A 13,916-nucleotide genomic window follows, 5' to 3' on the forward strand; every position below is an offset into this window, starting at 1 on the left:
GCCGATTAGCCTAACCATTTACGACCGTTTTGGAACAAGCGAAGCCAAGGTGCTTGCTCTTCCCAGTCACTTGGGTGCCAGCTATGCTGAACCGTACGATAAACACGCTCTGGGTGAGGCATCATAATGGTCACACGACCATCTTCAGACGTTAATCCAGTGATGCCTTGTGCAGAACCGTTCGGATTGAACGGATAACGTTCCGTCGCTTGACCATAGTTATCTACGTATTGCAGTGCCACTTGTTGATTGGCTTGCAACAGTGCTTGATGTGCGTCATCACGGTATTCCGTTTGACCTTCACCGTGTGCCACAGCGATTGGCAGACGAGAACCTTCCATTCCTGCCAACAGAATAGAGTTGGATTTTTGCACAGCCACTTGCACCAAACGTGCTTCAAATTGTGCCGATTGGTTACGGACAAATTTCGGCCAATTTTGCGCACCTGGAATCAGTTCATGCAAGTTAGACAACATCTGACAACCATTACACACACCTAAACTGAAAGTGTCTTGACGGTTGAAGAAAGCTTCGAACTGATCACGAGCACGAGCATTGAAAAGAATGGACTTCGCCCAACCTTCACCCGCTCCCAATACGTCACCGTAAGAGAAACCACCACAAGCAACCAAACCATGGAATTCCGCCAAATCAATTCGACCTGACAGTACATCGCTCATGTGAACATCGACTGGCGTAAAGCCCGATTTATGGAAAGCCGCTGCCATTTCTACTTGGCCGTTGACTCCTTGTTCACGCAACACGGCCATACGAGGCTTCACACCTGTGGCGATGAAAGGCGCGGCAATGTCTTCGTTGTGATCAAAGGTCACCTTAGCGGACAAACCAGGGTCCTTAGCATCCAACAGATTGTCGAACTCTTGTTGTGCTAATTCTGGGTTATCACGCATCGCCTGAATACGATAACTGGTTTCTGACCAGACTCGCTGCCAGTTAATACGAGTTTCTTCTAACAGTGTTTCGCCAGCGAAACGCACACGAATTTGATCGTCACCCGATAGCGTGGCAATCGCCGCCACCGCAACGCCAGCGTTGGCATAAGCCGCCACAACCGCATCAACATCCGCTTGATTAACTTGAACCACCGCACCTAACTCTTCATTGAATAAGGCTGGCGCGACTTGCTCGGCAGAGTTAACTACAGCATCTAAGTCGATGTTCAGTCCTAAATGACTAGCAAAAGACATTTCCGTCAAGGTTGCGAACACACCACCGTCAGAACGGTCATGGTAAGCCAACAATTTACCTTCTGCGTTTAACGCTTGCGTGGTATCGAAGAAGCCAGCCAGTGCAGCAGCATCATCCACATCTGGCGCCTGCTGACCTAACTTGTTGTATACTTGAGCAATAACAGAACCGCCCAGACGATTTTTACCGGCACCCAAGTCAATCAATAAAAGCTGGGTATCGGCTTTATTTTGCAATTCTGGTGTTAAGGTTTTACGAGCATCAGCAACCGGCGCAAACGCCGAAATTACCAAAGACAATGGCGACGTGACGGCTTTTTCTTGCTCGCCCTCTTTCCAAACAGTCTTCATCGACATGGAATCTTTACCCACTGGAATCGCAATATCCAATGCCGGACACAGTTCCATACCAACGGCTTTAACCGTTTGATAAAGTTTCTCGTCTTCCCCTTCATGACCTGCTGCGGCCATCCAGTTTGCTGACAACTTAATCTGGCTACGCTGAGTAATCTGAGCCGCCGCTAAGTTGGTCAAGGCTTCACCAACCGCCATACGACCAGACGCTGGCGCATCCAATAGAGCAACAGGTGTACGCTCACCCATGGTCATGGCTTCGCCTGTGTAGCTGTCTAAAGAAGACGTAGTGACCGCTACATCGGCGACTGGCACTTGCCAAGGACCGACCATTTGATCACGCGCCACCATACCAGTAATGGTACGATCGCCAATGGTAATCAGGAAGTTTTTACTCGCCACTGTCGGCAAACTCAATACACGCTTCGCCGCATCCGCCAGATCCACACCCATTGCGGTGAAGTCATCACCTGCAATTACCGCTTTGGTGGCTTCACGATGCATCTTCGGCGGCTTGCCAAACAACACAGACATTGGAAGATCCACAGGTTTGTTACCAAAATGGCCATCTTCTACCTGCAAATGCATTTCTTCTTTGGCTTCACCCACAATGGCAAACGGACAACGCTCACGTTCACAGATTTCGCGGAACTCATCCACTCGATCCGCGGATACCGCCATGACGTAACGTTCTTGCGACTCGTTACACCAAATCTCCAGTGGTGACATGCCAGGTTCATCATTCAACACCTTACGAAGGTCGAAATTACCGCCACGCTCACCGTCTTTGACTAGCTCAGGCAAGGCATTCGATAGACCACCCGCACCCACATCATGGATAAAGCTGATTGGGTTCTTATCCCCCAGTTGCCAGCAACGGTCGATGACTTCCTGACAACGACGTTCCATTTCTGGATTACCGCGCTGTACAGAAGCGAAATCGAGGTCTTCGTTACCATCAGACGAGGCCATAGAAGACGCGGCACCACCACCAAGACCAATCAACATCGCTGGTCCACCCAGCACGATAAGCTTAGCGCCTACCTTGATTTCATCTTTTTCGACGTGTTCACGGCGAATGTTACCAAGACCACCCGCCAACATGATTGGCTTGTGATAACCACGTACTTCTTCTTGTGAAGCACCTTGGATTTTTTGTTCGTAAGTTCGGAAATAACCCAATAGGTTTGGACGCCCGAATTCATTGTTAAACGCCGCGCCACCAATTGGACCTTCGATCATAATATCCAATGGCGTGACGATACGGGCAGGTTTGCCGTAATGGCTTTCCCATGGTTGCTCGTAACCTGGAATTTTAAGGTCAGAGACGGTGTAACCGCTCAACCCCGCCTTGGGTTTTGAACCAATCCCCGTCGCCCCTTCATCACGAATTTCACCACCAGAACCGGTTGCCGCACCAGAGAAAGGTGAGATCGCCGTTGGGTGGTTATGGGTTTCCACCTTCATCAAGATATCGATGTTTTCTTGACTGAAATCGTATTCACGAGATTCTGGAGAAGGGAAGAAACGACCCGCATGATGACCTTCCATCACGGCGGCATTGTCTTTGTAAGCCGACAAGGTGCCATGAGGATTATGTTCATGGGTATTTTTGATCATTTTAAACAAAGAGCGCGCTTGCTCTTCGCCATCAATGGTCCAAGACGCGTTGAAAATTTTATGACGGCAATGCTCTGAGTTTGCTTGGGCAAACATCATTAGTTCAACGTCAATTGGGTTACGCCCCAAAGCGATAAATGATTCAACCAAATAATCAATTTCATCGTCAGCCAATGCCAAGCCTAAGCTTCGGTTTGCCTCAACCAAAGCGGCACGACCACCACCTAACACATCAACACTGGTCATCGGAGCCGGTTCTGCATGGGAGAACATTTGCGCAGCGTCGCTCAATGCCGGGAGCACGCTTTCTGTCATACGGTCATGCAACATGGCCGATAACAAATCCAACTCTTCTAACGTCAGTGGCTTGCTGCTGTGAATAAAATATTCAACACCACGTTCAACACGAGACACAGCGGTCAAACCACAGTTATGAAGAATATCCGTTGCTTTTGAAGACCAAGGAGAAATAGTGCCCAAACGAGGGACAACTAAAACACTCTGATCAGACGATTGAATGTCTGCCGACTTAGGGCCGTATTCAAGTGCTCGTTGTAAAACAACCTCTTGTTCAGACGTAAGAGACTGATCATCAGCCAGTTCAACAAAATGAATAAACTGAGCGTCAACGTCGATAACAGACGGAACAGATGCAGTCATATTCGCTAATAACTTTGCCTTACGAAACGCTGATAGCGCTGCGGAACCATGCAGGGTTAGCATGTTGGTTATTGCCTCATTTGTAGTTTTGGGGGAAATGGTGCGGGTATTTTAAATCAATGAGGCAAATAGAGGCCAGCAGAGTCTGACTTTTCTGCAAAAAAAGGGGCAAATTAATTAGTAAGTAGGGGGATTAGACAACGCTTTAAGCTTTTTCTTTTGTGCTCGACGATACTGAAAAAATCGTGTCAGCTGTTCCGACGCCACTTCGGCCAACACCCCACCTTGGGCAGTGACAGAGTGATTCAAAAAAGGCGCATCGAAAAACTGCCCTTGGCTTTCAATAATGCCACTTTTGGGCTCCGTTGCCGCATACACAACACGCCCTATACGAGCATGAACAATGGCGCCAGCACACATAGAACAAGGTTCAAGCGTGACATAAAGGGTCGCATCTGGAAGGCGATAATTTCCCACTCGCTGACAAGCATCTCGGATCGCTTGAATCTCAGCATGAGCCGTCGGATCGCATCTCGAAATAGGCGAATTGTAGCCTTCCCCGATCACCTTGCCATTTTGCACAATAATGGCACCCACTGGAATTTCGCTCTCGCCTGCCGCTTTTTCAGCTTGTTTAATCGCCAGCGCCATCCAGTCTTCTTCTGTCATCATTGATCTACCTCAATTGCTGCGCATTGCGTTTTACTCATTCTTCACCCAAACTCAATGCAAACCTATCAGTCGTACAAGGAGATAGCTAGAATGCAAACCGTCGCAGATTTAATGGTTACTAAGCTGATTACATTGAGAGAGAACGACTCTCTGGCGACCGCCAAAACCATTATGCAGGAAAAGAACATTCGCAACATTCCCATCATCAATGATGAGAATGAATGCGTGGGCATGTTAACTCAACGGGAATACTTGCGTCATGCCTTCCACCTTGTGAGTCAATTTGGCACTCAGCAACTGTCCAAAAAAGAACAACAAACACCTATTTCCAACGCCATGAACAAGGACATTTTGACCATCAGCCCAGAAATGCCGCTCGACACAGCCGCCGAGTTCTTCATTGACAATAAGTATGGTTGCTTGCCAGTCATCGCAAACAACACACTGGTGGGTATTTTAACCCCAGTCGACTTTGTCAAACTGGCTCATAAAATGTTAAACAGCTAGTGACCTACAGCCTGTTCATTGATGTCTTTTTGAACAGGCTGAGTTAAGCCCGTTTCCACTTGAACATCCATCGCTTGTAAACCGAAATCTGTTTTCGTTAAGACAAAGCTCACACTTTGCCCCTTCTTAAGGGTTTTATGTCCAGTGCAAGAAATGGATTTATAATGTACAAACACGTCAGTATCCGCTTCTCGTTTAATAAAGCCGATGCCCTTCGCATCATTAAACCACTTAACACTTCCCGTCAGTCGTTGCATTTAGATCGCCTCTTTTTTTATTTTTATTAAAGTAAGCGCGAAGTCAGGACACCTGCCCTGACCTCTCATTTTTTTACAATGACTCTATGCTGGCTTTTTGATCTTCTAACTTACTGACCGCCAACTTAAGGTCATCGCATTTCGCTCTTTCTTTTGCGACAACGGCTTCAGGTGCCTTCGCCACAAAACTTTCATTCGACAACTTACCTTCAATACGCTGTAGGTCTTTAGATGCCTTATCAATTTCTTTTTGCAAACGTGCTAATTCCGCATCTTTATCGATCAAACCAGCCATCGGCACCAAGACTTCCATATCACCGACCAAAGCGGTCGCCGACATCGGCGCTTCGTCACCCGCGTTCAACCAAGTCACAGACTCCAGTTTCGCCAATTTTTGCAAGAAAGTCAGGTTCGCTTCTAAGCGCGCTTTATCTTGCTCAGATCCATTACGGAACAACACCGTTAGCGGTTTAGAAGGCGCAATGTCCATTTCACCACGGATGTTACGAACGCCTAGAATCACTCCTTTAAGCCATTCCACATCGGCTTCAGCTTGCGTATCTTTTTTGGTTTCTTCCGCTTCAGGGTATTGCGCCAACATAATAGTGTCGCCTTCAACGCCTGCCAGCGGCGCAATGCGCTGCCAGATTTCTTCCGTTAGGAATGGCATCATTGGGTGTGCCAGACGCAAGAAAGCCTCCAACACACGAACCAAGGTGCGACGCGTCCCCGTTAACTGAGCCGCTGTGGCATTCTCATCCCATAGTACCGGCTTAGACAACTCCAAGTACCAATCACAGTATTCATGCCACATAAACTCGTACAAAGCTTGTGCCGCAAGGTCATAGCGATGTGTTTCGAAGGCACGATTGACGGCGTCTTCAGCATGCTGCAAACGAGAGATAATCCATTTATCAGCAAGCGACAACTCAACATCCGCGCCATTTTGTCCACAGTCTTGTTCTTCTGTGTTCATCAACACATAACGTGTGGCGTTCCAGATTTTGTTACAGAAGTTGCGGTAACCTTCCAAACGGTTTAGGTCAAACTTGATGTCACGACCACCGGAGGCCAAAGAGCACAAGGTGAAACGCAAAGCGTCCGTACCGTAAGCCTGAATCCCTTCTGGATAAGTCTCACGAGTATTTTTCTCAACTTTTTCCGCCAAGCGTGGTTGCATCATGCCGTAAGTACGTTTTGCGACTAAAGACTCGATATCGATACCGTTAATCAAGTCCAATGGATCAATGACGTTACCTTTGGATTTCGACATTTTGTCGCCACGTTCATCACGAATCAAGCCCGTAATATAGACGGTTTTGAAAGGCACTTTGTTAGTGAACTTCAAGGTCATCATGATCATACGAGCGACCCAGAAGAAAATGATGTCAAAGCCGGTTACCAAAACATCAGACTCACTGAAATCCATAAAGTCTTGTGTTTCTTCCGGCCAACCTTGCGTCGCGAAGGTCCATAATGCGGATGAGAACCAAGTGTCTAGAACGTCTTCGTCTTGCGTTAATTCAAGATCTGCTGCCAAACCGTATTTAGCACGTACGCTAGCTTCGTCTTTACCAACATACACCTTGCCATCAGCGTCGTACCAAGCTGGAATTTGATGACCCCACCACAACTGACGAGAGATGCACCAGTCTTGTAGGTCTCGCATCCAAGCAAAGTAGGTGTTTTCCCACTGCTTTGGCACAAATTGGATGTCGCCATTTTCAACCGCTTCGATGGCAGGCTTGGCGAGGCTTTCCACCGCCACATACCATTGTTGTGTCAAATAAGGTTCGATAATGGTGTTGCCACGTTCACCACGAGGCACTTTGAGCTTGTGATCAGCCACTTTCTCTAACAAGCCCAGAGCATCAAAATCGGCGACCACGGCTTTACGAGCATCAAAACGATCCATACCACGATATTTTTCCGGGGCATTGTCGTTAATTGCCGCGTCATCATTGAAAATATTGATCAACGGCATGTCATGACGCTTACCTACTTCATAGTCATTGAAGTCGTGAGCCGGCGTGATTTTCACACAGCCTGTGCCGAATTCTTTGTCTACGTATTCGTCAGCAACAATAGGAATACGACGCCCGACCAAAGGCAATTCAACTTCTTTACCCACCAAGGAAGCAAAGCGCTCATCGTCTGGTGCCACTGCTACAGCGGCATCACCAAACATGGTTTCAGGACGCGTTGTCGCGACCACAATATGATCTTTACCATCGGAGGTTTTAACGCCATCCGCTAGTGGGTAGCGGAAATACCACATGAAGCCGTTTTCTTCTTCCGAGATGACTTCAAGATCAGAGATCGCTGTATGTAAAACTGGGTCCCAATTCACCAGACGCTGACCACGGTAAATGATGTCTTCGTCAAACAAACGAACAAACACTTCCTGTACCGCCGCAGACATGCCTGGGTCCATGGTAAAACGTTCTTTATCCCAAGCGACAGAGTCACCCAACACACGCATCTGGTCAGAAATGGTACCCCCCGATTGGCCTTTCCACTCCCAGACCTTGTCTAGAAATTTCGCACGCCCCAAATCATGACGAGTGACATTTTGTGCTGCCAATTGACGCTCGACGACCATCTGAGTAGCGATACCCGCATGGTCACAACCTGGTTGCCATAATGTACGACTGCCTTTCATACGTTCACGACGAATCATGGCGTCCATCAAGCTATGCTGGAAAGCATGCCCCATATGCAGACTACCTGTGACGTTTGGCGGGGGAATCATGATCGAAAAAGGAGTGCCGTTGCCTTGAGGTGAAAAATAGCCACTCTCTTCCCAACGTTTATAAATAGGTTGTTCGATACTTTGAGGTTGGTAAGTTTTTTCCATTATGGTGTCTTAAAGCTCTTTGTAATGTCGCGGTCAAAATTAATTGGGTGGAATTATACCCTGTCATAGCCAGATAAAGAACTATAGGGTTCGGTTTCAATAAACATCCTACAAAAACAGCGTGATAACTTAGTTTTCGTTTTGTGTCTCAGTCGTCTGCATGACCTGAATCACTTCGGCAACCAGCTCAGGCAAGCGTTTCTGCAAGACTGAAGCAATGGCTTCTTCTAACGCTTCTCGTGATGGGGGGTGAGAGACAACCGCCTCAACTGAAGACTCAACTTGCTCAGTGATGTCCTCAACAGAATGCACAAAATGCGCTTCCTGACTGACCCCATCGTCTTCTGAATCTGGGTCCGTCACAACATCCATAAGAATAGGAATGTCGTCCTGATTGCGTAGCGCAGAAATGAGCGCTTCTTCATCCGGCTCATGAGTCTCTTCATTTTGATTCGTCGCAAGATCTGACATATAAAACCAATCGTTGAAATGCTAAATGAAATTGTTTGTAACCAGATTAAACAGGCCACGTATTCTCTCCACTTTCGCATTGAAGACCTCAAAAGTCTAGTCTGCCAAACACACAAAACGCGGATAGAAACCGTTCAATTGAAAACTAAAATATTGATTCCTAATGGGTTTATCAAAAAAAAGCGGCGATAAAAATATCGCCGCTTTATGATCACTAGAATCTACGTTTTTCACTAGCTGAGAAAGTCGCTTAAGCCTTACTAAGCAAGTAACGCGTCAACAAGGCAACCGGTCGACCACTTGCCCCTTTATTCGCGCCACCCGACCAAGCCGTACCCGCAATGTCTAAATGTGCCCAAGGGTAAGATTCCGTAAAACGAGACAAGAAGCAAGCAGCCGTTACAGAACCCGCTTCAGGGCCGCCAATGTTGGCAATGTCAGCAAAGTTACTGTCTAACTGCTGTTGATATTCTTCATCCAATGGCATCTGCCAGAGCTTATCCGCCGACACTTTTCCAGCCGTTTTCAATTCCGCCGCCAACGTATCATTGTTCGCATACATACCAGAATTCACGCTACCCAAAGCCACCACACAAGCCCCCGTCAGAGTCGCAATGTCGACCACAGACTTAGGCTCAAAGCGTTCAATGTAAGACAGAGCATCACACAACACCAAACGACCTTCTGCATCGGTATTCAGAATTTCCACGGTTTTGCCAGACATGGTTTTCACAATGTCACCCGGCTTAGTCGCATGGCCACTTGGCATGTTTTCCGCAGCGGCAATGACCGCCGTAAAATTCATTTTAGGCTTCAATTCACAAATGGCTTTCATGGTGCCAAAGACACTTGCTGCGCCACACATGTCGTACTTCATCTCATCCATTTTCGGACCAGGTTTCAATGAAATACCACCGGTATCAAAAGTGATGCCTTTACCTAATAGAACGTGTGGTGCATCGCCTTCTTCACCGCCACGATAATGCATGACAATCAAGTAACTCGGCTGATCACTGCCGCGACCAACAGACAATAAACAATGCATGCCGAGTTCGTCCATTTTGGTTTCATCAAGCAGCTCAACCTCAATGGAGAAATCTTCGGCCAACTGTTGCGCTTTTGAAGCAAGGTAACTTGGCGTACACACATTGCCCGGCAAATTGCCTAGCTGACGCGCAAAAGCCGAACCACTAGCAGTGGCTTTACCAATTGCCAACGCGGATTCATCACTGCCTTGAAGCAATAACGTCTCCACTTTTGTGGCTTTTTCAGCATCGTCTTGTTTGAAACCAATAAAGCTGTAGAAACCTTCATTCAACCATTGCGCTACTAAGGCAATGACTTCAGATTCCGAACGGTCTTTCATGACCAAACCTTGGCTCGCCACCGCGACCTTCGCGAACGGCAATCCTTTAATTTGTGCTGCCACCGCCGCCACCACTTTACGTGACTGCATATCACTTAAAGCATCGCTTTTACCGACGCCGACCAACAATACGGCTTGCGCAAAATCTTGACTTAAAGAAGGCAGCAATAAAGTCTGAGCAACACCACCTTTGAAAACACTGGTTTCACGCAATTGAGAAATGTGCCCAGCGGCATTTTCATCCACCCAAGCCGTCGACTCAGGCAAGTCGCCTTCACTTGGTACAAACACGACCAACAAATCTGCCTCTACATTAGGCAGGCGATCAAATAACGCCATATTCATGAAAGAACCCTCAATAAAATAACTTTAAAAAAATACTGGATAATGTCCTTCTTACCACGAGATAATGGGGGCTTTAGAAGTGTAATCAACTCTCGGCTTAGAAGCATTAATCATCAGAGGTGACTTTGAGACTATTCAGATACTTAGCGAAAGAAGTGCTGGTGTCAACTGCTGGCGTCACGCTAATTTTATTATTGGTGATTTTGAGCGGCCGCTTTTCCTATTACTTAGGACGCATTGCGGAAGGCAAAATGTCCTTCGAATTTCTCTTTGTTATCTTGGGTTATCACATTCCCAGTTTTGTACAAATGATCATTCCATTGGCCTTTTTTCTTTCCTTGCTGCTCGCGTTTGGTCGCTTGTACATTGAAAATGAAATGTCGATTTTATTTTCCAGCGGCATCAGTAAAGTCAAACTAGCGGGTTATACCCTCGGCATTGCCTGTTTAATCAGCCTGTTCAGTGCCACCATCAATCTTTGGTTAGCCCCAGCCAGTGAATACAAAGCCGCCGAGGCTTCAGAACAGCAGAACCAGCTCTCTACTTTCGATTTTTTGATTCCAGGGCGCTTTGAAGGCAGCGGTCAACGTACTACCTATGTTGACAGTTTCACACCGGAAGAAGGTTGGATGAATAACCTCTTCATCTCTGACGTTATTCGCAAAAAAGGGCAAAGCCTGCCCGTGCAAACTTTTGCTGCGAATGCCGAACAGATCCGTATCAGTGACAGAGGCGATCAAAACTACCTCGTCTTTAAAAATGGCACTCGCTACGAAGGTCAACCAGGTACAGCAGAATATCGTGTGACGCAATTCGACACCTACGCCATTCGAATGGAAAATCAGGCCAGCGGCCCCATCGATGATCCGTTCACCCAAAGCACACTCACGTTGATTAACAGTGATCGTAAAATTGACAAAATTGAACTGCAATGGCGTTTATCCCTAGTCATTATCATTCCAATTCTAGCCATCATTGGTTTGTCTCTGAGTCAGGTAAACCCAAGACAAGGACGCTTCTTCAAAATGCTGCCCGCCATTCTTATTATGATTCTGTATCTCGCACTGCTGATCTGGGGACGCACAGGACTAGAGAAAGGCAAGCTTCCAATGCAATACGGATTATGGTGGATTCATGGCATTTTCTTACTCTTGGCGGCATTGCTGTTCGCCCAGTACAACCAGGTATTTCATCGCCGTAAAGCACGCTTACCAAGCACCACAGAGGTTGAACCGTAAGTCATGAACAAAATAGACAAGTACATTGCCAGTAGTGTGTTGTGGGCGTTTTTGATTGTGGTTCTCGTGTTACTCGGGCTCGACTTTGCCCTCACGTTCATAGAGCAAATCAAAAAGGTTAATGACCACTATACCGTCTCGTCATTACTACAGGTCATTCTCTTTCGTTTACCGGGAAAATTCGCTGAATACGTTCCCATTGCCTCTCTGATTGGCACCCTGATGGGATTAGGCACCCTTGCTGCAACATCCGAACTGACGGTTATGAGAGCTGCGGGCATGCCCATTTGGCGCATCGGATTTGCGGCCTGCCAGCCGATTTTATTGGTGTCTCTAATCGGTCTCGGGGTCTCTGAATTTGTGTCTCCGGTGAGCGAACAGAAAGCCAATCTCATTGAAAAATTCCGCAATCAAAAAAGTGGCGAATTTTCTCTTACGGGTGGCGTGTGGCTAAAAGCAGACAATCGCTTTATCTACATAGATGCGGCGGACAATACCGGCAAACTGTATGGCATTGAAATTTTTGAGCCACAAGGTCAACAACTAAAAAGTGTTACAAAAGCCGCAACGGCAACCTATGTGGACGATTCCCTATGGCAACTGCATCAAGTTTCGGAAACCCTCTTTTTCCCTGATCGAATCGATATCAAACAAGCTGAAACACAAGACTGGAACATGAGCATCAAGCCAGAACATCTCTATCTGGCTTCACAGGACCCTGAAACCTTATCGCTGAGTCAATCCATCAGCTATCAGAATTACTTAAGCCAACAAAATTTGGACGCGTCACAATACGAACTGGAGTTCTGGATCACCATGCTAAGGCCGATTGCAGCGATGGCCTTGGTTCTAGTCGCCTTGTCGAGTGTCTTTGGCCCTCTGAGATCCTCCACCATGGGAGGACGCATTTTCTCCGGCGTCTTGATTGGCTTAGCGTTTCAAAATGCACTTAACCTATTTGGACGCATGAGTGTCGCCTTAGATTTTCCACCCGCCATTGGCGTGAGCATCCCAATTGCCATTTGTCTTTGCGCTGGCGTCTTACTAATGAAGAGAAGAGGTTAACCCTCTCTCTTCAAACGGAATCAATGGCATTATTTGTTGATGAAGCGCTCAATTCGAGACAAGGCCTCCAGCAAATCCGTTTCATCAGATGCGTAAGCAAAGCGCACATAAAGATTGGCGTCTTTGCTGCCAAAATCGGCTCCTGGGGTCAATGCTACATATTCCGTCTCCAACAAGGCCAGACACCAAGCCATCGCATCTTGAGTCACACTGGAAACATCCACATAGACATAAAACGCACCCTGAGCTGGCGAGGCGACAGGTAAACCAAGCCTCTCAAGCCCCTCTAGTAGAACCAAACGACGAGCGTTCAACGTTTGTCGACGTTGCTCACATTCGTCCAATACATCTTGACCAAACGCTCGTATTGCAGCGTGTTGAGACACACTGGGAGCCGAAATAAACAGATTTTGCGCCAACTTGGTCGCCCCTTCGATAGCCCACTCAGGTACCACTAACCACCCTAACCGCCAGCCGGTCATGGCAAAATATTTTGAGAAACTGTTAATCACAAACACATCGTCGGCAATGGATAACGCGGAAAAATCCTCTCCTTCGTACACCAAGCCTTGATAAATTTCATCGACCAACAAATGGCCACCTAAGCGACGCACTGTGTCATACATAGATTCCACATAAGATCGACTCAGCACCGCCCCAGTTGGATTGGAAGGCGAGGCCAACCACACACCTGACGTCGTTGCTTGCCATGCGGCTTCAACCGCCTCTGGCGTCATGGCAAAAGTCTCTTCTGCCTGCGTCGCCAACAATCTTGCACGAGCGCCAACTTGCATCACAAAATGTCGATTACAGGGGTAGCAGGGATCCGGCATAAGCACTTCATCACCGGCATCAACCATTAAGGACGCCATTAATAGTAACGCCCCTGACGCCCCCGGCGTCACAATAATCCGCTCAGACGCCACCTCAACCTGATATCGTGAAGCATAATAATGGCTAATCGCCTGCTTTAATTCGGGCAACCCAGTGGCCGCCGTATAACCTGTCTGATGCTGTGCAATAGCCTGCATACCGGCTTGTTCAACTTGAGCCACCGCCGAAAAATCTGGCTCACCTATTTCCAAATGGATAACCGGCTTTCCTTCTGCTTCTAATGCCTTGGCTTTTTCCAGTACCGCCATCACTTGAAAAGGAGAAATTTGCTCAACTCGAGCCGCCATTTTATGCTGTTTCATCCGGAGTTCTCTGCCTAATTGAAAAATTTCGTCATATTTTGCGCAAAAAAAGTGGTGAACAACCGAATAATCTGGTAAGTTTCCGGCCGAAAAATAAACC

At 47.3% G+C, this 13,916-nt stretch carries 10 protein-coding genes; 3 read left to right on the forward strand and 7 right to left on the reverse strand.

The window, feature by feature from the left end:
* Window positions 1-5: 5 nt before the first annotated feature.
* Both purL and tadA read right to left on the reverse strand, forming a co-directional pair.
* Window positions 6-3,905, reverse strand: coding sequence for a phosphoribosylformylglycinamidine synthase (purL, locus tag OA79_RS08745; protein ID WP_063332851.1), 3,900 nt, complete (start codon window positions 3,903-3,905; stop codon window positions 6-8).
* Window positions 3,906-4,019: 114 nt separating this feature from the next.
* The gene (gene tadA, locus OA79_RS08750) at window positions 4,020-4,511 is read right to left on the reverse strand and encodes a tRNA adenosine(34) deaminase TadA (RefSeq protein WP_063332972.1); all 492 of its coding nucleotides are present in this window, start codon (window positions 4,509-4,511) and stop codon (window positions 4,020-4,022) included.
* Between the two features lie 93 nt (window positions 4,512-4,604).
* Between tadA and OA79_RS08755 the strand changes: the two genes are divergently transcribed.
* Window positions 4,605-5,021 carry a CBS domain-containing protein gene (locus OA79_RS08755; protein ID WP_063332852.1) on the forward strand — a complete coding sequence of 139 codons (417 nt, stop codon included), beginning with the start codon at window positions 4,605-4,607 and terminating at the stop codon, window positions 5,019-5,021.
* Here OA79_RS08755 and OA79_RS08760 read toward each other — a convergent pair.
* The 4 genes from OA79_RS08760 to OA79_RS08775 form a co-directional block, all read right to left on the reverse strand.
* Window positions 5,018-5,278 carry a cold-shock protein gene (locus tag OA79_RS08760; RefSeq protein WP_063332853.1) on the reverse strand — a complete coding sequence of 87 codons (261 nt, stop codon included), beginning with the start codon at window positions 5,276-5,278 and terminating at the stop codon, window positions 5,018-5,020. The two genes, OA79_RS08755 and OA79_RS08760, sit on opposite strands and share 4 nt — an antisense overlap.
* A gap of 73 nt (window positions 5,279-5,351) precedes the next feature.
* Entirely contained in the window at window positions 5,352-8,135 is a 2,784-nt protein-coding gene (locus OA79_RS08765; RefSeq protein ID WP_063332854.1) for a valine--tRNA ligase, read from the reverse strand.
* Window positions 8,136-8,264: 129 nt separating this feature from the next.
* A complete protein-coding gene (locus OA79_RS08770; protein ID WP_063332855.1) occupies window positions 8,265-8,606 on the reverse strand; it encodes a hypothetical protein in 342 nt (113 codons plus the stop codon).
* A 250-nt stretch (window positions 8,607-8,856) separates the two neighbouring features.
* Window positions 8,857-10,317, reverse strand: coding sequence for a leucyl aminopeptidase (locus tag OA79_RS08775; protein WP_063332856.1), 1,461 nt, complete (start codon window positions 10,315-10,317; stop codon window positions 8,857-8,859).
* 119 nt (window positions 10,318-10,436) lie between these two features.
* Here OA79_RS08775 and lptF point away from each other — a divergent pair, with 119 nt between their 5' ends.
* Window positions 10,437-11,555 (forward strand): LPS export ABC transporter permease LptF, encoded by a 1,119-nt coding sequence (lptF, locus tag OA79_RS08780; protein WP_231908838.1) that lies wholly within the window; start codon window positions 10,437-10,439, stop codon window positions 11,553-11,555.
* A gap of 3 nt (window positions 11,556-11,558) precedes the next feature.
* A complete protein-coding gene (lptG, locus tag OA79_RS08785; protein WP_063332858.1) occupies window positions 11,559-12,620 on the forward strand; it encodes an LPS export ABC transporter permease LptG in 1,062 nt (353 codons plus the stop codon).
* Between the two features lie 29 nt (window positions 12,621-12,649).
* Here lptG and OA79_RS08790 read toward each other — a convergent pair whose 3' ends face one another.
* Window positions 12,650-13,816, reverse strand: a complete 1,167-nt coding sequence (locus OA79_RS08790; protein WP_063332859.1) for an aminotransferase class I/II-fold pyridoxal phosphate-dependent enzyme — start codon at window positions 13,814-13,816, stop codon at window positions 12,650-12,652.
* Window positions 13,817-13,916 lie beyond the last annotated feature (100 nt).

This window comes from Marinomonas sp. TW1 (assembly GCF_001625355.1).
Taxonomy (GTDB): Bacteria; Pseudomonadota; Gammaproteobacteria; order Pseudomonadales; family Marinomonadaceae; genus Marinomonas.

Bases quoted from the DNA above. Each gene is read 5' to 3' on its own strand.
- OA79_RS08790 (WP_063332859.1), bottom strand. From the start codon at position 13,816: ATGAAACAGCATAAAATGGCGGCTCGAGTTGAGCAAATTTCTCCTTTT.
- OA79_RS08775 (WP_063332856.1), bottom strand. From the start codon at position 10,317: ATGAATATGGCGTTATTTGATCGCCTGCCTAATGTAGAGGCAGATTTG.
- lptG (WP_063332858.1), top strand. From the start codon at position 11,559: ATGAACAAAATAGACAAGTACATTGCCAGTAGTGTGTTGTGGGCGTTT.
- OA79_RS08760 (WP_063332853.1), bottom strand. From the start codon at position 5,278: ATGCAACGACTGACGGGAAGTGTTAAGTGGTTTAATGATGCGAAGGGC.
- OA79_RS08770 (WP_063332855.1), bottom strand. From the start codon at position 8,606: ATGTCAGATCTTGCGACGAATCAAAATGAAGAGACTCATGAGCCGGAT.
- OA79_RS08765 (WP_063332854.1), bottom strand. From the start codon at position 8,135: ATGGAAAAAACTTACCAACCTCAAAGTATCGAACAACCTATTTATAAA.
- OA79_RS08755 (WP_063332852.1), top strand. From the start codon at position 4,605: ATGCAAACCGTCGCAGATTTAATGGTTACTAAGCTGATTACATTGAGA.
- tadA (WP_063332972.1), bottom strand. From the start codon at position 4,511: ATGACAGAAGAAGACTGGATGGCGCTGGCGATTAAACAAGCTGAAAAA.
- purL (WP_063332851.1), bottom strand. From the start codon at position 3,905: ATGCTAACCCTGCATGGTTCCGCAGCGCTATCAGCGTTTCGTAAGGCA.